At 70.7% G+C, this 23,945-nt stretch carries 19 protein-coding genes and 1 pseudogene; 10 read left to right on the top strand and 10 right to left on the bottom strand.

Features of this window, described 5'->3' with window-relative positions:
- Window positions 1-34: 34 nt before the first annotated feature.
- Together OG700_RS18990 and OG700_RS18985 are read right to left on the bottom strand one after the other, a co-directional pair.
- Window positions 35-990 (bottom strand): annotated as a pseudogene (locus OG700_RS18990) (Bro-N domain-containing protein).
- Between the two features lie 235 nt (window positions 991-1,225).
- Window positions 1,226-2,170 carry a D-alanyl-D-alanine carboxypeptidase family protein gene (locus tag OG700_RS18985; RefSeq protein ID WP_405615091.1) on the bottom strand — a complete coding sequence of 315 codons (945 nt, stop codon included), beginning with the start codon at window positions 2,168-2,170 and terminating at the stop codon, window positions 1,226-1,228.
- A gap of 253 nt (window positions 2,171-2,423) precedes the next feature.
- On the opposite strand from OG700_RS18985, the gene OG700_RS18980 reads away from it, so the two are divergent.
- Together OG700_RS18980 and OG700_RS18975 are read left to right on the top strand one after the other, a co-directional pair.
- The gene (locus tag OG700_RS18980; protein ID WP_405615089.1) at window positions 2,424-3,086 is read left to right on the top strand and encodes a GntR family transcriptional regulator; all 663 of its coding nucleotides are present in this window, start codon (window positions 2,424-2,426) and stop codon (window positions 3,084-3,086) included.
- A 212-nt stretch (window positions 3,087-3,298) separates the two neighbouring features.
- Complete coding sequence (locus tag OG700_RS18975) at window positions 3,299-4,540, top strand: nitrate/nitrite transporter (protein WP_405615087.1); 1,242 nt, start codon at window positions 3,299-3,301, stop codon at window positions 4,538-4,540.
- 21 nt (window positions 4,541-4,561) lie between these two features.
- Here OG700_RS18975 and OG700_RS18970 read toward each other — a convergent pair whose 3' ends face one another.
- On the bottom strand, window positions 4,562-5,386 hold the full coding sequence (locus OG700_RS18970; protein ID WP_405615085.1) for a maleylpyruvate isomerase family mycothiol-dependent enzyme: 825 nt from the start codon (window positions 5,384-5,386) through the stop codon (window positions 4,562-4,564).
- A gap of 177 nt (window positions 5,387-5,563) precedes the next feature.
- Here OG700_RS18970 and OG700_RS18965 point away from each other — a divergent pair, with 177 nt between their 5' ends.
- Complete coding sequence (locus tag OG700_RS18965) at window positions 5,564-6,376, top strand: carbon-nitrogen family hydrolase (RefSeq protein ID WP_405615083.1); 813 nt, start codon at window positions 5,564-5,566, stop codon at window positions 6,374-6,376.
- A gap of 85 nt (window positions 6,377-6,461) precedes the next feature.
- Here OG700_RS18965 and OG700_RS18960 read toward each other — a convergent pair whose 3' ends face one another.
- Both OG700_RS18960 and OG700_RS18955 read right to left on the bottom strand, forming a co-directional pair.
- On the bottom strand, window positions 6,462-6,956 hold the full coding sequence (locus tag OG700_RS18960) for an LURP-one-related/scramblase family protein (protein ID WP_405615081.1): 495 nt from the start codon (window positions 6,954-6,956) through the stop codon (window positions 6,462-6,464).
- Window positions 6,953-8,209: an MFS transporter gene (locus tag OG700_RS18955; RefSeq protein ID WP_405615079.1), complete on the bottom strand. Its 1,257-nt coding sequence runs from the start codon at window positions 8,207-8,209 to the stop codon at window positions 6,953-6,955. The genes OG700_RS18960 and OG700_RS18955 overlap by 4 nt, the downstream gene beginning before the upstream one ends.
- An 81-nt stretch (window positions 8,210-8,290) precedes the next feature.
- Between OG700_RS18955 and OG700_RS18950 the strand changes: the two genes are divergently transcribed.
- Window positions 8,291-9,298, top strand: coding sequence for an ArsR/SmtB family transcription factor (locus OG700_RS18950; RefSeq protein WP_405615077.1), 1,008 nt, complete (start codon window positions 8,291-8,293; stop codon window positions 9,296-9,298).
- A gap of 34 nt (window positions 9,299-9,332) precedes the next feature.
- Here OG700_RS18950 and OG700_RS18945 read toward each other — a convergent pair whose 3' ends face one another.
- Window positions 9,333-10,061 carry a hypothetical protein gene (locus OG700_RS18945; RefSeq protein ID WP_405615075.1) on the bottom strand — a complete coding sequence of 243 codons (729 nt, stop codon included), beginning with the start codon at window positions 10,059-10,061 and terminating at the stop codon, window positions 9,333-9,335.
- 74 nt (window positions 10,062-10,135) lie between these two features.
- On the opposite strand from OG700_RS18945, the gene OG700_RS18940 reads away from it, so the two are divergent.
- Complete coding sequence (locus tag OG700_RS18940; RefSeq protein WP_405615073.1) at window positions 10,136-12,016, top strand: NHL domain-containing thioredoxin family protein; 1,881 nt, start codon at window positions 10,136-10,138, stop codon at window positions 12,014-12,016.
- A gap of 54 nt (window positions 12,017-12,070) precedes the next feature.
- Entirely contained in the window at window positions 12,071-13,096 is a 1,026-nt protein-coding gene (locus tag OG700_RS18935) for a DUF6301 family protein (RefSeq protein ID WP_405615071.1), read from the top strand.
- Window positions 13,097-13,131: 35 nt separating this feature from the next.
- Here OG700_RS18935 and OG700_RS18930 read toward each other — a convergent pair whose 3' ends face one another.
- From OG700_RS18930 to OG700_RS18920, 3 genes are all read right to left on the bottom strand, one after another.
- A complete protein-coding gene (locus OG700_RS18930) occupies window positions 13,132-13,341 on the bottom strand; it encodes a DUF6458 family protein (RefSeq protein WP_405615069.1) in 210 nt (69 codons plus the stop codon).
- A gap of 88 nt (window positions 13,342-13,429) precedes the next feature.
- Window positions 13,430-14,740, bottom strand: a complete 1,311-nt coding sequence (locus OG700_RS18925) for a M18 family aminopeptidase (protein WP_405615067.1) — start codon at window positions 14,738-14,740, stop codon at window positions 13,430-13,432.
- A gap of 135 nt (window positions 14,741-14,875) precedes the next feature.
- Window positions 14,876-16,702: an acyl-CoA dehydrogenase gene (locus OG700_RS18920; protein WP_405615065.1), complete on the bottom strand. Its 1,827-nt coding sequence runs from the start codon at window positions 16,700-16,702 to the stop codon at window positions 14,876-14,878.
- Window positions 16,703-16,925: 223 nt separating this feature from the next.
- Here OG700_RS18920 and OG700_RS18915 point away from each other — a divergent pair, with 223 nt between their 5' ends.
- From OG700_RS18915 to OG700_RS18905, 3 genes are all read left to right on the top strand, one after another.
- Window positions 16,926-17,390, top strand: coding sequence for an SseB family protein (locus OG700_RS18915; RefSeq protein ID WP_242575068.1), 465 nt, complete (start codon window positions 16,926-16,928; stop codon window positions 17,388-17,390).
- 181 nt (window positions 17,391-17,571) lie between these two features.
- A complete protein-coding gene (locus OG700_RS18910) occupies window positions 17,572-18,525 on the top strand; it encodes a pirin family protein (RefSeq protein WP_405615063.1) in 954 nt (317 codons plus the stop codon).
- A 155-nt stretch (window positions 18,526-18,680) separates the two neighbouring features.
- Window positions 18,681-19,817 carry an AI-2E family transporter gene (locus OG700_RS18905; RefSeq protein WP_405615060.1) on the top strand — a complete coding sequence of 379 codons (1,137 nt, stop codon included), beginning with the start codon at window positions 18,681-18,683 and terminating at the stop codon, window positions 19,815-19,817.
- On the opposite strand, the gene OG700_RS18900 is transcribed toward OG700_RS18905, so the two are convergent.
- Complete coding sequence (locus OG700_RS18900) at window positions 19,793-21,937, bottom strand: SpoIIE family protein phosphatase (RefSeq protein ID WP_405615058.1); 2,145 nt, start codon at window positions 21,935-21,937, stop codon at window positions 19,793-19,795. The two genes, OG700_RS18905 and OG700_RS18900, sit on opposite strands and share 25 nt — an antisense overlap.
- Window positions 21,938-22,133: 196 nt before the next feature.
- Between OG700_RS18900 and aspS the strand changes: the two genes are divergently transcribed.
- On the top strand, window positions 22,134-23,897 hold the full coding sequence (gene aspS, locus OG700_RS18895; protein WP_405615056.1) for an aspartate--tRNA ligase: 1,764 nt from the start codon (window positions 22,134-22,136) through the stop codon (window positions 23,895-23,897).
- Window positions 23,898-23,945 lie beyond the last annotated feature (48 nt).

Below are 23,945 nucleotides of genomic sequence, written 5' to 3'. Positions count from 1 at the left end.
TCCTCGTCGCGCTGTGATCCCTGACCGGGGAAGGCTACAACGGCGGGCGGGCGGGGCTCAGACCGTAGACGGGGACACCGTCCACCGTGCTGCCCCACGCGTGGATACAGGCGTGCCTGCGCATGAACCGAAGGCACTCGTTGACGCGGTGCTCGCTCAGGCCGGTGCGGTGGCGATGGACTCCAGGGACTGGCGCAGTTCGCCTTCGGCGGCCAGGGCCGGCGCGATGGTGACGGCGACGGCCCAGACGTCCTCGGTCACCGACATCCGGGACTTCCAGTCGGCGAGCACGCTGTCGGCGGTGGTACGCGGGGGCGGCGCGGCCGGGCGGTCGGCGACCAGGGTGTCGAGCCGGTCGGCGATCCGTTCCATGGCACGGGCGGTGGCCTGATGGTCGATGACCATTTCGCGCCGGGTTTCGAGCGTTTCGAGCGTTTCACGCTGTACGGCTGCGAATTGCTCGTCCAGCCGTATGTTCCGCTCCTCCAGCCGCACGATCGCGTCGGCGACCTGCTCGGGCATGGCGTACGCGACGGGGGCGGCGGTCGCGGCGGTGGCTACCGGCCGCACCTCGGCGCGGGGGAGGGTGTAGGTGCCGGTGCTCTGGATTGTCACGATCACCTCTGAGACCCACTGTTTGAAGGGCAGACATGAGGGTTTCGTGCAGCCGATGACGAGAAGGATCAGGCCGTGGCGGTCGACTAGTTGCAAGTCTCGACGCCACTGTCTACCTGCGGGAACGCTGAGACTATAACGTCCAGTTACGGTCTCAAGAATGTCTCGATGGGCCTCCGGGACATGGTCTTTCAGAGTTTTCCGCGGGTTCGTGTAGCCCAGCTTGCCGAGCACGTCCACCGCCGGGAACCAGTGACTCCCGTCCGGCATCGTCAGCCGCCGGATCCGGGCGCCGGTCGCCCCGTAGACGAAGTCCCCGATGTCGATCGCCTCATGCTGCGCAGCCGCGTCCGACGGCTGGATGTGTTTGTTCATGCGAACCACCTCCATGGGAGGGAACGTAATAGCGAACAAACCTCAAACATGATGAAAGAGTCAGGAATTCACCGTGGAGGGTGAGGAGGGAGCGTTTCTGCACCGCCACCGCCACCGCCACCGCCACCGCCACCACCGCCGCCGCCGCCAGCCGGCACCCGCACCGCCACCGGCAACGACGAAGGCGCGGCCACCGCATGGTGGCCGCGCCCCTTTACCGCATCCCGCAGGGGGGTCAGTCGCGCTGCGCGCCCGCCGGGAGCTGGCGGAGCTCCATCGTCTTCGCCGTCGACGCGCCCGAGTAGTGGTCGAGCAGCTTCGCCGCGTCGTTGTAGCGGTCCTTGCCGTTCAGGATGACGCCGATGTGCGTCTTGCCGTTACGGGTGGCGGCGAAGATCAGGCAGGGGCCGGCGGCCGTGCCCGTGCCGGTCTTGATGCCGAACGCGCCCGGGTACGAGCCGAGCAGCTTGTTCGTGTTGTACCAGGTGTAGGTGCGGGTACCGCCCGAGCTGGTCGTCGCCGTCGCCTTGTAGCTCGTGGCCTTGACGACCGTACGCAGAGTGGCGTTGTTCATCGCGTAGTCGGCGATCGTCGCCAGATCACGCGGCGTCGTGTAGTTGTTGCCGGCCGCCGAGATGCCGTCGAACGAGTCGAATTTGGTGTTCTTCAGGCCCAGGTCCTTGGCCTTCGTGTTCATCTTTCCGATGAACGACTTCGTGCGGGCCGCGACCGTCGAGCCGGTGCCGATCGCGTCCGCGAGGGCGTACGCCGCGTCGCAGCCGGACGGGAGCATCAGGCCGTAGAGGAGCTGGCGGATCGTCACCTTGTCGCCGGTGCGCAGGTCGGCGGTGCTCGCGCCTTCCCGGACGACGTAGTCGCGGTAGGTCTGTTTGATGGTGACCTTGCGGTTGAGGTCGATGCCCTTGGTGTTGAGCACGACGGCCGCGGTCATGATCTTCGTGGTGCTCGCCATCTGGCGGCGGATGTCCGCGCCCTTGCCGTACCGCTTGGCGCCGTTGGTGTCGTCCAGCAGGAAGGCGCCCTTGGCGGAGAGCGTCGGCAGTGCCGCGGCGGCCTTGGCGGCGGGCGCGGACTCGGCCGCGATGGTCGCGGGGGCGACCAGGACTGTGCCCGTCAGCAGGGCACCGGCGGTGAGGGCGACCACTGTGGTTCTACGCATGGTGCCGCGCACGGCCGGGAGACTGGTTATCAAAGGAACACTCCGATGTCGCGAATGCGTTGGTCTGAAGTGAATTGGACTCGCGCCCGTACAGGGGGAGTCGACTGAAAGACACGCGAGCGACCTGAAGGGATGTACGGGACGGCCGGGAAATCTGTCGTTCCTCGAAATCGTTCCGCGAAGTTGTTCCGTGGAGCCATTCCGCGATGTGGACGCATTCCCTTCGTATCTCTGTTGTATCTATGCTGTGCGCATGCCTGCCGCACCCACTGTCCCCCTGAAGCAGCCGCCCGCCGCCGACCGTGTCTACAGCCACATCAAGCAGGGCGTGCTCGACCGGCACTACCAGGGCGGGACCCTCCTTACGGAGGGTGAACTCGCCGAGGCCGTCGGGGTGTCGCGTACCCCCGTACGCGAGGCGCTGCTCAAGCTGGAGGTCGAGGGGCTGATCAAGCTCTATCCCAAGAAGGGCGCCCTCGTCCTCGCCGTCTCCGCGCAGGAGATCGCCGATGTCGTCGAAACGCGCCTGCTGGTCGAGGAGTTCACCGCCCGCAAGGCCGTCCCCGCGTCCGCGCGGCTCGTCGCCCGCCTGGAGGAGCTGCTCGAAGAGCAGCGCCGTCTCGCCGGTGAGGGAGACCTGGCCGCCGTCGCCGTCGCCGACCGGTGCTTCCACGCCGAGATCGTGCGCAACGCGGGAAACGAGATCCTGTCGAAGCTCTACGACCAGCTCAGGGACCGGCAGTTGAGGATGGGCGTCGCCGTCATGGAGGCGCACCCCGAGCGGGTCCGGACGAGCATCACCGAGCACGCCGAACTGCTCGACGCCATCCGGGCCGGTGACGCCGAAGCCGCCGCGCGGTGCGTGCGCGCCCACGTCAGCCGGGTCAAGGTGCTCATCCGGGGTGAGGCCAGGTGAGTACGGGCTCAGCGGGCTCAGCGGGTTCAGCCGGCTCATCGGGTTCATCAGGCCGCTCGGGCCGTTCAGGCGGCTCCGGACCCTCCGGACCCTCCGGACCCTCCGGACCCTCCGGACCCTCCGGACCCTCCGGACCCTCCGGACCGTCGTCCGGCCGTCGTCCCGCCCTTGCCCTTCCCGGTGATCCGCCCGGCGGCCGGCGCGCCGTCGCCGTGTGGAGCATCGGGGTCGCCGTCTACTTCGTCGCCGTCATCTTCCGTACGAGCCTGGGCGTCGCCGGGCTCGACGCCGCCGACCGCTTCGACGTCAACGCCTCCGCCCTCTCCACGTTCTCGATACTCCAACTCCTCGTCTACGCCGGGATGCAGATACCCGTCGGCCTCATGGTCGACCGGCTCGGCACCCGAAGGGTGCTCACCATCGGCGTGACGCTTTTCACCATCGGCCAGCTCAGCTTCGCCCTCGCCCCCACGTACGGCATAGCGCTCGCCGCCCGCGCCCTGCTCGGCTGCGGTGACGCGATGACCTTCATCGCCGTACTGCGCCTGGGCGCCCACTGGTTCCCCGCCCGACAGGGTCCGCTGATCGCACAGTTCACCGGGCTCTTCGGGATGGCGGGCAATCTGGTCTCCACCCTCGTCATCGCCCGGCTGCTGAGCGACCTCGGCTGGACCACGACGTTCGTCGGCAGTTCGATGGCCGGTGTCGTCGTCCTCGTACTGATGCTGTTCTTCCTCAAGGACCACCCCAAGGGCCACGAACCGCCGCCGGCCGAGCACGCCGGCGCGGCCTATGTACGGAAGCAGATCGCCGAGTCGTGGCGGGAGCCCGGCACCCGGCTGGGGCTCTGGGTGCACTTCACCACCCAGTTCCCCGCCATGGTCTTCCTGCTGCTGTGGGGCCTGCCGTTCCTGGTCGAGGCCCAGGGGCAGTCCCGGGCCACGGCGGGTGATCTGCTCACCCTGATCGTCCTCGTCAACATGGTGATCGGCCTCGTCTACGGGCAGATCATCGCCCGCCACCACGCCGCCAGGGCCCCGCTGGCCCTCGGCACGGTCGGGGTGACCGCGCTCGTGTGGGCGTCGACGCTCGCCTACCCCGGCCCCCAGGCGCCGATGTGGCTGCTCATCACGCTCTGCGTCGTCCTCGGCGCCTGCGGGCCCGCCTCGATGATCGGCTTCGACTTCGCGCGGCCCGCGAACCCGCCGGCCCGTCAGGGCACCGCCTCCGGCATCGTCAACATGGGCGGTTTCGTGGCCTCGATGACGACGCTGTTCGCGGTCGGCGTGCTGCTCGACGCGACCGGCGGCAACTACCGCGTGGCGTTCTCGTCCGTCTTCGTCCTCGAAGCGCTCGGGATCGTGCAGATCCTGCGGCTGCGGGCGCGCACGGCGCGGCGGGAGCGGGAGCGGCTGGTGGCGAGCCGGGTGGAGGCCGTGCACGTACCCGCATGAGCGCGGTGGATACGGGACCCGTTACGGCGTGACCGCGAACTCCCGCAGGATCGCCGCCGCCAGCTCCGCGTCCCCGTCCGTCTTGATCCGGTCCGGCACCGCGGCGGCCCGTACCCGCCCGCACGCCAGCCGGAAATACGTCTCCCAGTCCATCATCAGCGTCACCGCGGGGCCGAGTGAGGGCGAGCCGTCGATCGTGCCGCGGCCCTCCGCGTCGACCCGGATCGTCCGCAGGAATTCGAGGGGGCCGTGCACGTCGAGCACGATCGCCGTGTTCGGCGGCGCGCCCGCGTCCTTCGCGACGACCTTCGGGAGGGCTTCGAGGAGCACGTCACGGGTGACCTGCGCGCCGGCCGTGTCGAGGTTGCCGGGCTTGCTGAGGGTCGTACGCAGATCCTGCTCGTGCACCCAGATGTCGAACGCGCGGTTCCGCATGGCCTGTTCGAGCGTCTGCTCGGTGCCGAGCGGGGCGCGGACCATGGTGCTCGGCTGGCGGTTCTCGTTCCGCAGCTGGCGGTTGCGGCGGATGATCGTGTATTCCAGCTCGGAGGTCATCTCCGGCGCGGTGTGGTGGCGCCGTACGTCCACCTGCATCTCCATGTAGCGGGAGATCTCGCTCTGTACGTGGTACAGGTCGCGTGGCAGCGAGTGGATGGGGCGTGGGTCCCCGAGCATCTCGCACTCCAGACCGATGACGTGCGAGACGATGTCCCGCACCGACCAGCCGGGGCACGGCGTGCGCCGGTTCCACTCGCCCTCGACGAGTGGCTGTACCAGCTCGGCTATGGCTTCAATGGAGTGGGACCAGGCATCGGCGTAGGTTTGAAGGCTGGGATGGACGGTCACGGGACCCCTCGACGGTTCTGCGGTTAGCGGGCTGGGCTGCTGGCTGCGGGCGGCGGGCTGTGGGCTGCGTGGGAGGTTCGAGAGCCTAAGTTACGCTGCCCGTTGGCACCCCGGCAGTGCTTTCGTGTGACGATCGTAGGCCCGTGTAGACGGCTCGAATGCCAGGACGGTGGTAGTGTGCGCGCCTCCCTCATCCAGATCGCAGTAGACCCGGACGAATCGGTCAATTCCCGTAGGCAGCGCGCCGCTTCCTTGGTACGGCAGCAGCGCGGCGCCGACCTGGTGGTCCTGCCCGAGCTGTGGCCGGTGGGCGCTTTCGCGTACGAGTCGTTCGCCGCCGAGGCGGAGACGCTGGACGGCCCGACGTTCCGGGCGATGTCGGAGGCGGCGCGCGACGCGGGCGTCTGGCTGCACGCCGGATCCATTGTGGAACGCGCCCCCGAGGCCGTCCTGGACGGCGCGGCCGACCTCTACAACACCGCGCTCGTCATCGCGCCGGACGGCGCCCTCGTGCGCTCGTACCGCAAGATCCACCGCTTCGGCTTCGACAAGGGCGAGGCGACCCTGATGGGCGCGGGCGACGAACTGGTCACCGTCGCGCTGCCGGACGCGGTACTGGGCCTCGCCACCTGCTACGACCTGCGGTTCCCCGAGCTGTTCCGGGGGCTGCTCGACGAGGGCGCGCAGGTGTACGTGGTCCCGGCGGGCTGGCCGGCCCGCCGCCGCGCGCACTGGACGCTGCTGGCGCGGGCGCGCGCCGTGGAGAACCAGGCGTACGTACTCGCCTGCTCGACGGCCGGGACGCACGCCGGGGTGGAGCAGTCGGGGCACAGCGTCGTGGTCGACCCGTGGGGCGAGGTGCTGGCGGAGGCGGGGCCGGGCGAGGAGGTCCTGAGCGTCGAGTTCGACCCGGCGAAGGTGGCGACGACGCGCGAGCAGTTCCCGGTGCTGAAGGACCGCCTGCTGGGGGTGACGGCGCCCCGGCGCTGAGCCCGCCCGCGAGCCGGTGCGTCCCACGCCGGGCGGCCGGCCCCGGCGCTGAGCCCGGGGCCGCCGGGGTGAGCGGGGCCGCCGCTCAGTCCTCCTCGCGCTCCTTCTCCGCCATCCGGATCACGCACACCGCGACCGCGATCAGCAGCGACGGATCCGCGTCGTCCCTGATCACGTCCACGGCGTAGGTCTCCCGCACCCGGAACCACCGGCGCGAGACATGCGCCAGCAGTTCGCCGTCGTACTCGATCGCGAACTCGCGGTCCAGGATCCGCCCGCTCACATCCAGCTCGGTGCCCTCGGCCAGGGTGACCCGGTAGTGGTTACGGAGCAGCGACAGCTTCTTCTTACGGATGGTGGCCAGCGGCTCACCGTCCCGCTCGATCGTCATCGCGTCCCGCAGGCTGAGGAGCTTCTGGCGGAGCGTGACCAGGACGCGTCCCTGAGGGTCCTTCAGCTCCAGCGTGTCGCGCAGCCGCAACGCCTTTCCGTCGACGAGGAAGGCCTGGCGGCCCTGCTCGTCCTCGATCCAGTAGTCGTCGCCGATGGCGAAGATCTTGTCGCGCACCAAGTACTTCATGCCGTATCCGTACCCACCGGGCTGCCGGGGGACGGTGGTACGGCGTCAGCTGTACGCGTACGGACGACAGAGCCCGCCACGTCCGCCCCCACGTCCGCCCGCGCCCGCAGCCCGCGCGCCAGCGCGAGGGTGACCGTCATCGAGGCCGCCGCCAGCACCGCGATGCCCGTGGCCGGCGAGGTCAGCTCGGCGACGGCGCCCGCCAGGAGCGCGCACACGCCCTGCATGGCCATCATGCCCGCGGAGTGCAGCCCCAGCGCGTGCCCGCTCAGGTCCCCCGGGGTCAGCTCCATCAGGCGCTCCTGGAGCACCAGGCTCGCGGCGTAACCGACGGTGGCGACCATGACGGCGGCCAGGGCGAGCGGCAGCGGCGGCCCCAGGACGAAGAGCAGGTGCGGGGCGGCGAGCAGCAGCAGCATCGGGACGGCCAGGTGCGTGCGCCAACGGCGGGGCACGAAGCGGCCGATCAGGATGTCGCCCGTCAGCATGCCGGCCGCGCCGGCGGCGAACAGCAGGCCCGCGTGCTGCGGCGCGTACGGCACGTACAGGGACTCGCAGCCCACCACCAGCCCGTTGGGCACCCACAGGCCCAGGAACACGCGGCGGCGGGGCGGGGACGCCCACAGGAGCGCGTTGTTGCGCCATGTCGCGGCGATCGACGGGCGCCCGGCCGACCGCGGCGGCCTCCTGCCGAGGCCGAACCGCGCCACGACGGCGGAGGTGAGATACAGGGCGGCGCCGGTGAGCAGGGTGCCGCGCGGGGACAGGACCAGCAGCAGGACGCCGCCGGTCGCGAAGCCGCCGATCTGCATCAGGCCGCTCGACATGTTGAGGGTGGAGCGGCCGAGCAGATAGCCCTCCGTGGAAAGGATCTCGTTGAGGAGTCCGAGCCGCACCCCGCCGCCGAGCGCGGAGACCACGCCGAGGCCCAGGACGATCGCGAGGGCGGCGCCGATGGGCAGTCCGGGCAGGGCCGTGACGGCCGTACCGAGGGCGAAGACGAACGCGACGATGGTCAGGGTGGCGCGTGGCGGCAGCCGGTCGGCGGCCGAGAGCAGCGTCGTCGCGCCGACCACCTGTGCGAGGTTGGGGCCGAACATGGCGAGGGCGGAGAGCAGGGGCGAGCCGGTCGCGGTGAAGACGAGCGTGCCCAGGGCGAGTCCGCTCACGGTCTGGGCTGCGATGTGTGCGGCGGAGGTCAGGAAGAGCGGGGTGAACTCCTTCGTACGGAAGAGCTCGCGGTAGGTACGCATGTCGCGGAGTCTCGGCGGGGTCGCGGGCGGCGCGTTAGTGTTTCGCGGTGCGGCGAAACGTGAGGCCGCGAGGAGGGCCGCATGGGCTGGTGGCAGATCGACGCGGACACGCTGGCGGGCAGCCGGTTCGTGGTCTCACCCCTGGCCGAGACCATCGCGAGCCTGAAGGCGCTGGAGCGCGGCACGGCCGCGCACGCGGGCGCGCACCCCGGCGAGCGCGCCTGGCTCGACGCGCACCTGCCGGCCTACCGGGCCCGGCAGGCGGCCGACCCGGTCACGGCGCTGCTCGTACGGTCGGCCTTCGGCCGCGCCTGGAACGCGGACTTCATCACGCCGACGCCGTCGCCGCCCGGCGGCGGTGACAGTGATGGCCGGCCCGCTTTCGAGGACGAGATCGTACGGGTGCGGGAAACCCCGCCCGAGCGCGTCCGCGACGATCTGCTCCTCTCCTTGGAAGGCCCCGTCCCCGCCGCCCTCCACCGCTCGGACCTGGGGGAACGTGCCGCCACCGTCCTGGAGTGGGTGTGGACACAGGCCGTGCTGCCGTACTGGCCGCGCCGCCGCCGTCTCATCGAGGCCGATGTCGTCGCCCGCACCGCCCAGTTGAGCCAGGGCGGCTGGGCGAGCGCGCTGAGCGCCATGCGCCCCGGCATGCGCTGGCTCGGCGGCAGCCGCCTCCAGATCAACACGCACGGCGGCCGCTCGCAGGTGATCCCCGGCGTGCGGCTGATGTTCGTACCCGTCACGCCGCACACGGGCTGGGTGTCCTGGGACGCGAACCGATACGCCGTGGTGTACCCGTGCGCGGGCGCACTCGCCGACACGGGCCGGGCGCGGGTGCCCGAGCCGCTGCGCGCGCTGCTGGGTCCCGCGCGGGCGGGAGTCCTCGTCCTGCTCGGCGCCCCCAAGAGCACCACCCAGCTGGTGGCCCTGACGGGACAGGGCCTCGGCTCGGTGGGCCGCCACCTGAAGGTCCTGCTGGACGCGGGCCTGATCCGCCGCCGCCGCGCGGGGCGGTCGGTGCTGTACTTCCGTACGGAGGCGGGGGAGGCACTGGTACGGGCGGGCGGTCCGGAGACGGGTCCCTGACGGCGGCCCGGTCGCTGGGGTGCCCGCGGGGGGATCAGTCGCCGATCTGGTGTTCCACGCGGTGGCGGATGTATTCGTCGGGGTGGGACCGGGCGATCGCCACCGCCGCGTCCACCAGATCGCGCAACGCGGGCGGGTAGGCCGACCTGCGGAGCGCCAGACCCGGCAGGACGCAGCGCCGTACGTCCAGGTGCTCGTTGTTCACGAACGCGCGCAGCGCGGCCTCGTTCCACTCGGTCACGACGGTCGCCACATCCGAATCGCCGTCCGAATCGCGGTCCGAATCGCCGTCGCCGGCCTCCGCCGCCCGTACGAGAGGCATCCGCAGGGGCAGCGCCGACCAGTACCAGGCCCGCGCGGCGCCCGCCCGCTCAGGGTCGGTGCCCGTCCGCAGGTACCCGAGCAGCGCGGCTTGGACGCGACGGCGCCCGAACGCGTTCAGAGCGGGCTCGACGAACTGGCGGTTGAAGCTCGGATCGGGGTCGTGGACGGCCGCCCTGACGAGTGCGTCGAACGCTGCCCCGGACAGGTCCATGCCTCGGCGGCAAGCCTCACGCAGCGCCGCCCGAGCGCGGTGCTCCCAGGTCGGGGGGCCACCCGGCTGAGGTTCGGGAGCGACGGTGAGCCCGAGGATCCGGACGACCTCCGCCACACACCCGAGGAACGGCTCCCGCCGGTCCTCGGCGCGCCCTGGCAGCGCCATGAAGCTCCGCGCCGTCGCCGCCCCGCTCTCATTCCCGTCCCGGTCCTTGTCCGCAGCCATCCGTCGCTCCCCCGTCGTGGACCCCGCGGTACGCGTGTGATCCGCCGTTCATACCAGGATGGCAAGCTTGAAGCATGAACGATCCCGCCCCGGTGCCCGCCCCCGCACCCCGCCGCCGTGCCCGTCTCCGTGCCCCCGAGCTGATCGGCAAGGGTGGCTGGCTGAACACCGGTGGTAAAGAACTCACCCTCGCCGACTTGCGAGGTAAGTGCGTTGTTGTTGATTTCTGGACCTTCTGCTGCGTCAACTGCCTGCATGTCCTGGACGAGTTGCGTGAGCTGGAGCAGAAGCACAGCGACACCGTGGTGATCATCGGGGTCCACTCGCCGAAGTTCGTCCACGAGGCCGAGCACGCCGCCGTGGTCGACGCCGTCGAGCGGTACGAGGTGCACCACCCCGTCCTGGACGATCCGGAGCTGGCGACGTGGAAGCAGTACGCGGTACGGGCCTGGCCCACGCTCGTCGTCATCGACCCCGAGGGGTACGTCGTCGCCCAGCACGCGGGCGAGGGCCACGCGCACGCCATCGAGAAGCTGGTCGAGGAGTTGGAGGCCGAGCACGCCGCGAAGGGCACCCTGCGGCGCGGCGACGGCCCCTACGTCGCGCCCGAGCCCGTCGCCACCGACCTGCGCTTCCCCGGCAAGGTGCTCGCGCTGCCCTCGGGGAACTTCCTGGTGTCCGACTCCACCCGGCATCAGCTGGTCGAGCTGGCGGCGGACGGCGAGAGCGTCGTACGGCGGATCGGCACCGGTGAGCGGGGTTTCGGTCCGGAGTCGTTCAACGAGCCGCAGGGGCTCGCCCCGCTGCCCGACGGCCGGATCGCGGTCGCCGACACCGTCAACCACGCGGTCCGCGCGTACGACCCGGCGACCGGCGCCGTCGAAACCCTCGCAGGCACCGGCCGGCAGTGGTGGCAGGGCTCACCGGCCCACGGGCCGGCGCTCGACGTGGCGCTCTCCTCGCCGTGGGACGTGGCCTGGTGGCAGGACCGGCTGTGGATCGCGATGGCCGGGGTGCACCAGCTGTGGACGTACGACCCGGCGACCGGCACCGTCGCGGTCGCGGCCGGAACCAGCAACGAGGGCCTGGTCGACGGCCCCGCCGCCGAGGCGTGGTTCGCGCAGCCGTCCGGGCTCGCCGCGAGCGGGGACCGGCTGTGGGTCGCCGACTCCGAGACCAGCGCGCTGCGTTACGTGGAGCGCGACGGGGACGGCGGCGGGGACGGCGACGAGGACGGCGACGAGGACGGCGACGAGGACGGCTTCGCCGTACGGACCGCCGTGGGCACCGGGCTCTTCGACTTCGGCCACCGCGACGGCCCCGCCGCACAGGCCCTGCTCCAGCACCCGCTCGGTGTGACCGCGCTGCCGGACGGCTCGGTGGCCGTGTCGGACACGTACAACCACGCCCTGCGCCGCTACGACCCCGCGACCGGGGAGGTCACGACGCTCGCGACGGATCTGCGGGAGCCGTCCGACGCGGTGCTCGTCGGTGACGACATCGTCGTGATCGAGTCCGCGCGGCACCGGCTGACCCGGCTGCGGCTGCCGGATGAGGCCGTGCGCGTCGAGTCGGTCGCGCACCGCACGCGGCGCGCCGCGACCGATGTCGCACCGGGCGCGCTGCGGCTCGATGTCGTCTTCGAGGCGCCCAAGGGGCAGAAGCTGGACACCCGTTACGGTCCCTCGACCCGGCTCCTGGTCTCCGCCACCCCGCCGGAACTGCTGGCGGAGGGAGCCGGTGCCGGCACGGACCTGGGCCGGGACCTGGTGCTGGCGGACGGTGTCACCGAGGGGGTGCTGCACGTCTCGGCGATGGCGGCGTCCTGCGACGACGCGCCGGAGACCGAGTACCCGGTGTGCCATGTGCACCAGCAGGACTGGGGGGTGCCGGTGCGGGTTTCCGCGTCGGGGGTGGGGCGGCTGGGGCTGGTCCTGGCGGGGCTCGACGCGTAGGCGGAGAGACGTGCCCGGGCTGTGCCACCATGGCTCATGATCGTTTCCGCTCGTGTGTCCGACGCCCGCATAGGTGATCTGATCCGTTCGTTCTCGGCGCTCGACCTGGGAAGCTGGGAGCGTCCGGATATCGAGCGCGTTCTTGCCGAGTGCGGGTGGTCTCTCGTCGAGGAGCGCGGCGGGTCCCTGTCCTTCTCCACCGGGCTGCCGACGGGCGTCGGGTACGCCTCCACAGATCTGGACGACTCGCCCGCACTCACGCTCACACTGGCTCGCGGCCTGGGCCACGCGGAGGCGGCAGAGGTGTTCCACACCGCCGCGGGGCATGCCGAGGACGTGCTCGGCGTACCGCCGTTGCGGGGTGGGCCCGGACCGTGGCTGCGATGGCGTCGACCCGGTACGACACCTCGTCTGCGGTTCAGGCACGGATCCGCGAACGAGGCGACGGCCGGTGTCGTGCTCGAACTCCTGGCGACCGATCGCTACGAGAACCAGGAGACGCGGGCGGCCCAACACCTGGGCAAGCAGCCCTCCTCCTGGTTCCGGACCGTTCATACGGCCGCGACGGACGGCATGTTCACCCCGGGGAACGACGTCGCCGAAGACTGGGCGGACTTCGAACACCGTCTGGCCCGGACCCTTCACGCCCTGGTGCGCGATGTACCCATGCTCGGCGAACTCCCGCTGAGCCTGGTGATCGACGAGCGCGACGACGGGGAGCGTACGCCGGCGGAGATCCCCACGTGCTTCGTCAGACTGGCCGACGGCGTGCTGAGAGTCGAAAGCCCGGCCGACCCGAAGCCGGACCTGGTCCTGACGTTGACAGAGCTGGGATGGACACCGCCGAGCAAGGAGTGGATCACCGTACTGACGACCGATGACTGGAGCAACGCGCCGGACGACGGCAGCCCGAGCTTCTTCCGAGACTGGCCGATGACTTCCCGGACCGCCGCCGACGACGCCGCGCGGCTCGTGGTCGGAGCACTGCGCGCTGTCGGAGCGTCGCTGCCCGCGCTGACCTACTGGGTCGGCAGGAATGGCGACAACACGGGTGTCCGACTGCCCGAACTCGGCATCTGACAGCCACGTCGCTCCGCCGGCGGGCTCAACAAGGCCTACCGGTGGTCGCGTTCGATCACCGTCGGCGAGGTGACGACCGCGCGGCGGCGCTTCGCGATGCTCGTGAATGTCGCGATGCCGATGAGGCCGACGGCCATCAGGATCACCCCGACCAGGTCGAGGTTGACGCTCTCGGCCTCCCAGTCCGTCGCGAACGTGAGGATCGCCCCCACCGCGATGAGTGCGATGCATCCGCCAATGCCCATGAATCCCGCCTCCTGATATGGATGATGGCCATTCCCGGGCCGCTATGCGGGTACCCGGCCCGGGAACACCCATGCAGGAGAGGGGAGTTCAGCTTTCCAGGAACGCGGCCACCGCGTTCGCCAGCAGGAACGGGTCGTCCGCGCCGCACAGTTCACGCGCGCTGTGCATCGACACGATCGCCGCGCCGATGTCGACCGTCTTGATGCCGTGCCTGGCCGCCGTGATCGGGCCGATCGTCGTGCCGCAGGGCATCGAGTTGTTCGAGACGAACGTCTGCCACGGCACGCCCGCCCGCTCGCACGCCGCCGCGAACACCGCGCGCCCGCCGCCGTCCGTGGCGTACCGCATGTTCACGTTGACCTTGAGGATCGGGCCGCCGTTGGCGCGCGGGTGGTGCGTCGGGTCGTGGCGCTCCGCGTAGTTGGGGTGTACGGCGTGCCCGGTGTCGGAGGAGAGGCAGACCGTGCCCGCCAGCGCCCGCGCCCGGTCCTCGTACGAACCGCCGCGAGCCAGCACCGAGCGCTCCATCACCGTGCCCAGCAGCGGCCCGTCGGCGCCGGTGTCGGACTGGGAGCCGCTCTCCTCGTGGTCGAAGGCGGCGAGTACCGGGATGTACGGCAGGGCCGTGCCCGTGCCGGCGGATTCCGCGACGGCGGCCAGCGCGGCCGTACCGGCGTGCACCGACAGCAGGTTGTCCATCCGCGGCCCGGCCAGCAGTTCGCGGTCGCGTCCGAGGTAGGCGGGCGGCTCGACGGAGTGCGCCATCAGGTCCCAGCCCGTGATGTCGGACGCCTCAAGACCGCCCCCGGCCTCCTCGGCGACGAAGCGGATCAGGTCGCCCTCCTCGACCTCGCCGAGACCCCAGATCGGCTGCATGTGCCGCTGCGGGTTCAGCTTCAGACCGTCGGTGTTGACGCCCCGGTCCAGATGGACGGCGAGCTGCGGTACGCGCATCAGGGGCCGGTCCACGCTGACCAGCCGGTGTGTGCCGTCCCGCAGCGAGATACGGCCGGCCAGCCCGAGGTCCCGGTCCAGCCAGGTGTTGAGCAGCGGCCCGCCGTACACCTCGACGGCGACCTGCCGCCAGCCGTACGCGCCGGTGTCCGGCAGCGGCTTCACGCGGAGGTTGGGGGAGTCCGTGTGCGCGCCGACGATCCGGAACGGCGTGTGCGGCGTGGCCCCTTCGGGGACGTACCAGGCGATGAGCGCCCCACCGCGCAGGAGGTACTTGCCGCCGGTGGCCCCGTCCCACGCGTCGGTCTCCTGGACCTGCCGGAAGCCGGCCTTCTCCAGGCGCTGGGCCGCGTTCGCCACCGCGTGGTACGGCGTGGGGCTGGCCGCTAGGAAGGTCATCAGGTCGTCGGTGTGGCCGCGGTCGAAGCGGGCGGATGTGGTCATGAGATCACCATAACGAGCCATAACGAGTCACGGTTTGGCCTGTCCTCGGTGAGGCCTGTCCTCGGTTGTGCCCGTCCGGCGAACGAGGACGAACCGGCCACCGGACGGACCCGGTGACCAGCTCCGGTCACCGCGTCAGAACGCCGCCTCGTCCAGCTCCATCAGGGAGTTGTCCACCGACTCGGCGACCGCGAGCTCCGCCGAGACCCCCGGCAGGACGCTCGCCGCGAAGAACTTCGCCGCCGCGATCTTGCCTTCGTAGAAGGGCACGTCCTTCGCGGAGGCCGTCTCCAGCTTCTCCACGGCCACCGCCGCGCCGCGCAGCAGCAGATAGCCGACGACGACGTCGCCCGAAGCCATCAGCAGGCGGGTGGTGTTGAGGCCCACCTTGTAGATGTTCTTGACGTCCTCGGCGGTGGCGGTGAGGTCGGTCAGCATCTTCCCGACGATCGCCTCCAGGTCGACGGCCGCCTTGGCGAGCGCGTCGCGGGCCGGGGCCAGTTCGGCGCCGCCGGTGGCGACGGCGAGGAACTGCTTGATCTCCTCGGAGAGGGTGTTCAGCGCCTGGCCCTGGTCGCGGACGATCTTCCGGAAGAAGAAGTCCTGGCCCTGGATGGCGGTGGTGCCCTCGTACAGGGTGTCGATCTTGGCGTCCCGGATGTACTGCTCGATCGGGTACTCCTGGAGGTACCCCGAGCCGCCGAGCGTCTGGAGCGACTGGGCGAGCTGTTCGTACGACTTCTCGGAGCCGTAGCCCTTCACGATCGGCAGCAGCAGGTCGTTCAGCGCGTGCCCCGCCTTGGCGTCCTCGCCCTCCGCCTCGTTCTTGGCGATCTCGTCCTGGACGGAGGCGGTGTAGAGCACCAGCGCGCGCATGCCCTCCGCGTACGCCTTCTGCGTCATGAGCGAGCGGCGTACGTCCGGGTGGTGCGTGATGGTGACCTTGGGCGCGCTCTTGTCCATGAACTGCGACAGGTCCGGGCCCTGGACGCGCTCCTTGGCGTACTGAAGCGCGTTCAGATACCCCGTCGAGAGCGCGGCGATGGCCTTCGTGCCGACCATCATCCGCGCGAACTCGATGATCATGAACATCTGGCGGATGCCCTCGTGCTTGTCACCGACCAGCCAGCCCTTGGCGGGGTGCCGGTCGCCGAAGGTCAGCTCGCACGTGTTGGACGCCTTGAGGCCCATCTTGTGCTCGACGTTCGTCGCGTAGACGCCGTTGCGCTCGCCCAGTTCGCCGGTCTCCCAGTCGAACTCGTACTTCGGTACGAGGAAGAGCGACAGGCCCTTGGTGCCCGGTCCGGCGCCCTCGGGGCGGGCCAGCACGTAATGGAGGATGTTCTCGGACATGTCGTGCTCACCGGAGGTGATGAAGCGCTTCACGCCCTCGATGTGCCAGGAGCCGTCCTCCTGCTTCACGGCCTTCGACCGGCCCGCGCCCACGTCGGAGCCCGCGTCGGGCTCGGTGAGCACCATCGTGGAGCCCCACTGCTTCTCGACGGCGATCTCGGCGATCTTCTTCTGCGCCTCGTTGCCCTCCTCGAAGAGGATGCCGGCGAATGCCGGGCCCGAGGTGTACATCCAGATCGCCGGGTTGGCGCCCAGCAGCAGCTCCGCGTAGGCCCAGATCAGGGAGCGCGGGGAGGTGGTGCCGCCGATCTCCTCGGGGAGGCCGAGGCGCCAGTACTCCGAGTCCATGAAGGCCTGGTAGCTCTTCTTGAAGGAGGCGGGCACGGGAGCGGTGTTCGTCTCCGGGTCGAAGACGGGCGGATTGCGGTCCGCGTCGGCGTAGGAGGCGGCCAGCTCCGCCTCGGCGAGCTTGCTGACCTCGGAAAGGATGGTCCTGGCGGTCTCGACGTCCATCTCCGCGAACGGGCCCGTGCCGTACAGCTTGTCGCGCCCGAGGACCTCGAAGAGGTTGAACTCGATGTCGCGGAGATTCGACTTGTAGTGCCCCATGGCGACGGCTCCGTAAGCGGTAGGGAGGCAAATTCCTCGTACGCGGGTCAGCAGCGCGTATCGGTCGCGCGTATCTGTAGTAGCTCCGATGATGCTACCCGTCGGTAATAAGATGCAACCCCCACCGGACATCTGTGACGAGGACGACGGCGAGGACGACGGCGAGGGCGGCGAGGCGCGCATGCGTCCCATCGGCGGGCCTTTCCTCAGTAGTCTTGGGGCCATGTACGGCTACGACCAGAACGCTGGCGCCCAGCAGCAGTACGCACCCCCGCAGCAGCCGATGGGCGGCGGCGGATACGGGGAGCAGCCGCTGTACCCCGAGCCGTCCCCTCCGTCGCTGGCGGACGCGGTGCGGGCGTTCACGACCGGGTCGCTCTCCGCCGAGGACTTCCAGCAGATCTTCGCGACGTCGAAGGTCTACTGCCCGCGCGGCGACAACCCCGGTTTTCTGGCCCTGCACAACACCCAGCAGCCGGTCATCCCGATGTTCAGCACGCTCAAGGAGCTGCGGCGGTACGCGGGCAAGGAGTCGAAGTACTTCGTGATCACGGGCGCGGAGGTGATCGATCTGCTGCCGACGGGGTACGGCTTCGTGATCGACATGGAGGGCGACCACCGCATGGTCTTCGACGCGAAGGCCGTGGAGCAGATGGTGGACTTCGCGATGCGCCGGATGTACGGCTGAGCCCGACCTTCCGGGCAGTCCGAAGAGATCGCCGGAGGGGCCGCACACGCGGCCCCTCCGGCGATCTCTTTATGAGGGGGGCGGTTCCGCGCCGCGGCCGTTCCCAGGCCCGGGAATACCTCGCCGCTTGCAAGATGTTCACCATTCAACTAAATTGGAGCCAAAGCCGAGGAGGCCCCCGATGCCCGCTGTGACCGTCGAAAACCCGCTGACCCTGCCCCGCGTCGCGGCGACCGACGACGCCGTCGCCCGCCCCGTGCTCGCCGTGTCCACCGCGCCGGGCGGCTTCGAGGGCGAGGGATTCCCGGTGCGCCGGGCGTTCGCGGGGATCAACTACCAGTACCTCGACCCGTTCATCATGATGGACCAGATGGGCGAGGTGGAGTACGCGCCGGGCGAGCCCAAGGGCACTCCCTGGCACCCGCACCGCGGCTTCGAGACCGTGACGTACCTGATCGACGGCACCTTCATCCACCAGGACAGCAACGGTGGCGGCGGCACGATCGGCAACGGCGACACGCAGTGGATGACGGCGGGCTCCGGCCTGCTGCACATCGAGGCGCCGCCGGAGTCGCTCGTCACGTCGGGCGGCCTCTTCCACGGCCTCCAGCTCTGGGTCAACCTGCCCGCCGCCGACAAGATGATGGACCCGCGCTACCAGGACATCCGCGGCGGCCAGGTGCAGCTCCTGACGTCGCACGACGGCGGCGCGCTGCTGCGGGTGATCGCGGGCTCGCTGGACGGGCACGAGGGTCCCGGCATCACGCACACGCCGATCACGATGATCCACGCGACGCTGCGGCCGGGTGCCGAGGTCACGCTGCCGTGGCGCGAGGACTTCAACGGCCTCGCGTACGTCCTGGCGGGACGCGGCACGGTCGGCACCGACCGGCGGCCCGTCCACACCGGGCAGAGCGCGGTCTTCGGGGACGGGTCGTCGCTGACGGTCCGCGCGGACGAGTCCCAGGACTCGAACACACCGGACCTGGAGGTCGTCCTGCTGGGCGGGCGTCCGATCCGCGAACCGATGGCGCACTACGGGCCGTTCGTGATGAACAGCCACGCCGAGCTGAAGCAGGCCTTCGAGGACTTCCAGGCCGGCCGGCTGGGCACGGTGCCGGCGGGCGCGGCGTAAGTCGGGGCCGGGCCGGAGGTGGGGCCGCAGCCGCCCCACCCCGCCCCGCCCGGGCCTCACCCCACCCCGCCCGGCTCCCCCTCTGAGTGACACCCCGTCACCCACCCGGCCCCTTCCGTGGGACAGCGGCGTGAACGCCGTGGTCGGGTGGGTGGATGGAGAACTCGCGCGGGGGGACGCCGGGGAGCACGCCAGCGGAATCGTCCGCGGATTCGTCCGCGTTGCTGCCCCGTGAGGTGCGGCGGGTCGGGGCCTGGTGCGCGGTACTGCTGCTCGCCGCCGGGGTCGTCGGCGTCGGGGTGTGGATCGTCATCACCTTCAAGACCGCCGTCACCCCCGTCCTGCTCGCCATCCTCGGCACCGCGCTGCTCGGCCCGCTCCACCAGCGGCTCGTCGCGATGAAGGTGCCGAAGTCCCTGGCCGCCGGGCTGACCTGTCTGGCCGTGGTCGCCGTCGTCGGCGGCGCCGGGTACATCGTCGTCAGCGCGCTCATCGAGACCGGCGACCAGATCGTCTCCTCGCTCAAGCAGGCGGGGCGGGATCTCAGCAAGCACCTCGGGGCGGCCGGGACCTCCCTGGACGATCTCGCGACGAACGCGAAGAGCCTGCTCGACAAGTTCGGCGGCACCGCGGCGTCCGGGGTGATCACCGGGATCAGTGTCGTCGGCGAGATGATCGCCACCGCCGTCCTCGCGCTGCTGCTGATCTTCTTCTTCCTCAAGGACTCCGACCGGGTCGCCGGCGCCCTGCGCTCCGTAGCGCCGCGCCGTACCGGTGACATCGTCGAGGCGATGGCGCGGCGCGCGTACGGGGCCGTCGAGGGGTTCATGCGCGGGACGACCTTCATCGCGCTCATCGACGCGATCTGCATCACGGTGGGCCTGCTGATCCTGCGCGTGCCGGGCGCCGTGGGGCTCGGGGCGCTGGTGTTCGTGGGGGCGTACATCCCGTACCTGGGCGCGTTCCTGTCCGGCGCGGTCGCGGTGCTCGTCGCGCTCGCCGACCGGGGGGTGGTGATCGCGCTGTGGGCGCTCGGGGTCGTACTGGCCGTGCAGGTGCTGGAGGGGCATGTGCTCCAGCCGATGATCCAGAGCCGTACGGTGCAGATGCATCCGGCCGTGGTGATGCTGGCGATCACGGCGGGGGCGAGTGTGGCGGGGATCCTGGGGATGCTGCTGGCGGTGCCGCTGACGGCGGCGGCGTTCGGGGTGGTGGCGGAGGTCCGGGAGCGGTACGAGGTGGGTGCGCCGGACGGCACACAGCCGGATCAGCCCGCGTCGCCCTCCTCGTAGATCTCGAACCAGATCGACTTTCCCTCCCCCCTCGGGTCCACCCCCCACGCGTCCGCCAGCATCTCCATCAGCAGCAGGCCCCGGCCGCTCGACGCCAGTTCCCCCGGGCGGCGCTTGTGGGGGAGTTCGTCGCTCGCGTCCGCGACCTCCACACGCAGGCGGCGTCTGCCGCGCTCGCCCGCCGCCTCGGCGAGCAGCACCGCGTCGCCGTCCGTGTGGACGAGTACGTTCGTGGCCATCTCGGAGAGCATCAGCACCGCGGAGTCGACCTGTTCCTCGTCCGCCCAGTCGTGCAGCAGGTCCCGCAGTTGCCGCCGGGCGTCCGCGACCTGTTCGGGCTCGGCCTGGGCGATCGTCAGGACCGTACGGCGCGGGGGCCGGCGTGCCGGTGTGCTGTCGCGGGAGAGCAGCAGCAGCGCGATGTCGTCCTCGCGGCGGTCGGCGAGCGGGCCGGTCGTGTGGTGCGAGTAGGGGCCGTGGACGGCCTCGATCAGTGCGTCGGCCAGCTTCTCCAGCGACGCGCCCACGGTGTCCTCCAGTACGGGCCGCAGCCGAGTCCAGCCGCTCAGCATGTCGTGCCCGCCGGTCTCGATCAGCCCGTCGGTGCAGAGCATCAGCGTGTCGCCCGGCTCCAGGACGACGCGGGTCGTCGGGTAGTCCGAGTCCGCCTCGATGCCCAGGGGCAGCCCGCCCGCCGTCTGCCGGATGAGGGCCGTGCCGTCCGCCGAGCGGATCACCGGGTCGGGGTGGCCGGCGCGTGCGATGTCGAGGGTGCCGGAGTCCGGGTCGACCTCCATGTACAGGCAGGTCGCGAAGCGCGGCACGGTGTACGCGTCGTGGTCGGGGGCCTCCTCCTCGTCGCCCTGGTCGGGGTGCGTGCGACCCCGGGTGGTCGAGAACTCGTACATGCCGTGCAGGAAGCGCGAGGCGCGGGACAGTACGGCGTCGGGCCGGTGGCCCTCGGCGGCGTACGCGCGCAGGGCGATCCGCAGCTGTCCCATCAGGCCCGCGGCCCGTACGTCGTGCCCCTGGACGTCCCCGATGACCAGCGCCACCTTGCCGCTGCCGGGCAGCGGGATGATGTCGTACCAGTCGCCGCCCACCTGGAGCCCGCCGCCGGTCGGCACATAGCGCGCGGCGACGCTCATGCCGGGGATGTCCGGCCCCAGCGTCGGCATCATCGAGCGCTGGAGGCCAAGGGACAGCTCGCGCTCGGTCTCCGTGACCTCGGCGCGCGCCAGCGCCTGCGCGAGCATCCGGGCGACCGTCGTCAGTACGGAGCGCTCGTCGGGCGTGAAGGTCACCGGGTTCTTGAAGGCGGCCATCCAGGCGCCCATCGTGCGGCCGGCGACGATCAGCGGCACGTAGGCCCAGGACTGCCGGCCGAAGCCCTTCACCATCGACCAGGTGGCGGGGTAGCGGTCCTGGTACTCCTCGGCCGTCGGCAGGTAGATGGCCCGGCCGGTCCGTGCGACCTCGGCCGCCGGGTAGTCCGTGTTCACGGACATGTCGGTGAACAGTTCCTCCGCGCCGTCCGGGTTCCCGTGGTGCCCGATGACCGTCAGCCGCTCGCCTTCGACGCCGAAGACGGCGAGCCCTTCGGGGGAGAAGCCCGGCATCGACAGCGACGCCGCGACCCGCAGCACCTCGGCGGTGGAGCGTGCTTCGGCGAGCGCCCGGCCGGCGTCCAGGAGGAACGCCTCGCGGGAGCGCCGCCAGTCGCCGGCGACGGGGCCGCGGCCGGTCAGCGCGTCCGCCCGCGGGTCGGTGATCTCCTGGATGGTGCCGATCAGCTCGTAGTCGTCGCCGTGCTCGTGGTGGGTGACGAGCGGCTTCGAGCGGGACCTGATGGTGCGGACGACCCGGCCGTCCTCGCTCACGACCCGTACGTGCGCCTCGGCGAGCGTCCCATCGGCGACGGCGAGGCGCACGATGCCGTAGGTCTCGTTCCAGTCGACCGGGTGCAGGCGTGCGCGCATGGCCGCCTCGCTGAGGACGGTGGGCTCGGCGGGCAGCCCGAGCAGCCGCGCCCCCTCCGCGTCGAGGGTGACGAGCCCGGCCGCGTTGTCCCAGCGCCACAGACCGGTCGCGATCGCGGCCAGTACGTCCTCGGTGCGCATTGCACCACTTTAGACCGGTACGGGCGGGGAGTGCGGTGTCAAGCGGGCGTGCGGGTGGCCGGGTGCGCGGACGGGGACCCCGTAAATACGGGGAAAGCGCCACCGGCCCTGCCGGTAACCTGGTGCGGGCCACGCACGGCCCAGGCCACCACACGGCCGAGCCCACCCGCCAAAAGCTAAGACTGGATGAACGACGATGCATCGGTACAGGTCCCACACCTGCGGCGAGCTCCGCGCCTCTGACGTCTCCACCGACGTCCGGCTGAGCGGCTGGCTGCACAATCGTCGAGACCTGGGCGGCATCCTCTTCATCGATCTCCGCGACCACTACGGTCTCGTCCAGCTCGTCGCCCGCCCCGGCACCCCCGCCAACGAGGAGCTGTCGAAGCTCACCAAGGAGACCGTCGTCCGGATCGACGGCAAGGTCTCCGCCCGTGGCGCGGACAACGTGAACCCGGAGCTGCCGACCGGCGAGATCGAGATCGAGGTCACCGACGTCGAAGTCCTCGGCGCCGCCGGGCCGCTGCCGTTCACGATCAACACCGAGGACGGCGTCAACGAGGAGCGGCGGCTCGAATACCGCTTCCTCGACCTGCGCCGCGAGCGCATGCACCGCAACATCCTGCTGCGTACGGCCGTCATCTCCGCCATCCGGCACAAGATGACCGCCCTGGGCTTCAACGAGATGGCGACCCCGATCCTGACGGCGACGTCCCCCGAGGGCGCCCGCGACTTCGTGGTCCCCTCCCGGCTGAACCCCGGCAAGTTCTACGCGCTGCCGCAGGCCCCGCAGCAGTTCAAGCAGCTGCTGATGATCTCCGGCTTCGACCGGTACTTCCAGATCGCGCCCTGCTTCCGCGACGAGGACGCCCGCGCCGACCGCTCGCCCGGCGAGTTCTACCAGCTCGACGTGGAGATGTCGTTCGTCGAGCAGGAGGACGTCTTCCGGCCGATCGAGAAGCTGATGACGGAGCTGTTCACCGAGTTCGGCGGTGGCCGCGAGGTCACGTCCCCCTTCCCGCGCATCCCGTTCCGCGAGTCGATGCTCAAGTACGGCAACGACAAGCCGGACCTGCGGGCCAAGCTGGAACTGGTCGACATCTCGGACGTCTTCGCGGGCTCCGAGTTCAAGGCCTTCGCGGGCAAGCACGTGCGCGCGCTGCCCGTGCCGGACACGGCCGGCCAGTCGCGGAAGTTCTTCGACGGCCTTGGTGACTACGCGGTCGAGCAGGGCGCCAAGGGCCTGGCCTGGGTGCGGGTCGGCGAGGACGGCGCGCTCGCGGGCCCGATCGCCAAGTTCCTCACCGAGGACAACGTCAAGGTGCTCACCGAGCGCCTGTCGCTCGTGCCCGGCCACGCGGTCTTCTTCGGCGCGGGCGAGTTCGGCGAGGTCTCGAAGATCATGAGCGCGGTCCGCGTCGAGGCGGCCAAGCGGGCCGGTCACTTCGAGGAGGGCGTGTTCCGGTTCTGCTGGATCGTGGACTTCCCGATGTACGAGAAGGACGAGGAGACCGGCAAGATCGACTTCTCGCACAACCCGTTCTCCATGCCGCAGGGCGGTCTTGAGGACCTTCAGACGAAGGACCCGCTGGACATCCTGGCGTGGCAGTACGACATCGTCTGCAACGGCATCGAGCTGTCGTCCGGCGCGATCAGGAACCACGAACCGGAGCTGATGCTCCAGGCGTTCGAGATCGCGGGCTACGACCGCGAGACCGTCGAGCACGAGTTCGCGGGCGTGCTGCGCGCGTTCCGCCTCGGCGCCCCGCCGCACGGCGGCATCGCGCCGGGCGTCGACCGCATCGTGATGCTGCTCGCGGACGAGCCCAACATCCGCGAGACGATCGCGTTCCCGCTCAACGGCAACGCGCAGGATCTGATGATGGGCGCGCCGACGGAGCTGGACGAGACGCGGCTGCGGGAGCTGAACATCCAGCTGCGCAAGCCGGTCGTGAAGTAGCCGGGTCGCTCCGACCGGGTCCGCCCGGTGGCCGGCTTCGTCCTCGAT

Source organism: Streptomyces sp. NBC_01508 (assembly GCF_045040315.1).
Lineage (GTDB): Bacteria > Actinomycetota > Actinomycetes > Streptomycetales > Streptomycetaceae > Streptomyces.
The sequence above is the reverse complement of the archived record's forward strand: the minus strand, read 5'-3'. Positions and strand labels throughout refer to the sequence as shown.

What these genes read in the sequence shown, in the direction of transcription:
- OG700_RS18985 (WP_405615091.1), bottom strand. Translation starts at nt 2,170, where the DNA reads ATGCGTAGAACCACAGTGGTCGCCCTCACCGCCGGTGCCCTGCTGACG.
- OG700_RS18980 (WP_405615089.1), top strand. Translation starts at nt 2,424, where the DNA reads ATGCCTGCCGCACCCACTGTCCCCCTGAAGCAGCCGCCCGCCGCCGAC.
- OG700_RS18960 (WP_405615081.1), bottom strand. Translation starts at nt 6,956, where the DNA reads ATGAAGTACTTGGTGCGCGACAAGATCTTCGCCATCGGCGACGACTAC.
- OG700_RS18955 (WP_405615079.1), bottom strand. Translation starts at nt 8,209, where the DNA reads ATGCGTACCTACCGCGAGCTCTTCCGTACGAAGGAGTTCACCCCGCTC.
- OG700_RS18950 (WP_405615077.1), top strand. Translation starts at nt 8,291, where the DNA reads ATGGGCTGGTGGCAGATCGACGCGGACACGCTGGCGGGCAGCCGGTTC.
- OG700_RS18945 (WP_405615075.1), bottom strand. Translation starts at nt 10,061, where the DNA reads ATGGCTGCGGACAAGGACCGGGACGGGAATGAGAGCGGGGCGGCGACG.
- OG700_RS18940 (WP_405615073.1), top strand. Translation starts at nt 10,136, where the DNA reads ATGAACGATCCCGCCCCGGTGCCCGCCCCCGCACCCCGCCGCCGTGCC.
- OG700_RS18930 (WP_405615069.1), bottom strand. Translation starts at nt 13,341, where the DNA reads ATGGGCATTGGCGGATGCATCGCACTCATCGCGGTGGGGGCGATCCTC.
- OG700_RS18925 (WP_405615067.1), bottom strand. Translation starts at nt 14,740, where the DNA reads ATGACCACATCCGCCCGCTTCGACCGCGGCCACACCGACGACCTGATG.
- OG700_RS18920 (WP_405615065.1), bottom strand. Translation starts at nt 16,702, where the DNA reads ATGGGGCACTACAAGTCGAATCTCCGCGACATCGAGTTCAACCTCTTC.
- OG700_RS18915 (WP_242575068.1), top strand. Translation starts at nt 16,926, where the DNA reads ATGTACGGCTACGACCAGAACGCTGGCGCCCAGCAGCAGTACGCACCC.
- OG700_RS18910 (WP_405615063.1), top strand. Translation starts at nt 17,572, where the DNA reads ATGCCCGCTGTGACCGTCGAAAACCCGCTGACCCTGCCCCGCGTCGCG.
- OG700_RS18905 (WP_405615060.1), top strand. Translation starts at nt 18,681, where the DNA reads ATGGAGAACTCGCGCGGGGGGACGCCGGGGAGCACGCCAGCGGAATCG.
- OG700_RS18900 (WP_405615058.1), bottom strand. Translation starts at nt 21,937, where the DNA reads ATGCGCACCGAGGACGTACTGGCCGCGATCGCGACCGGTCTGTGGCGC.
- aspS (WP_405615056.1), top strand. Translation starts at nt 22,134, where the DNA reads ATGCATCGGTACAGGTCCCACACCTGCGGCGAGCTCCGCGCCTCTGAC.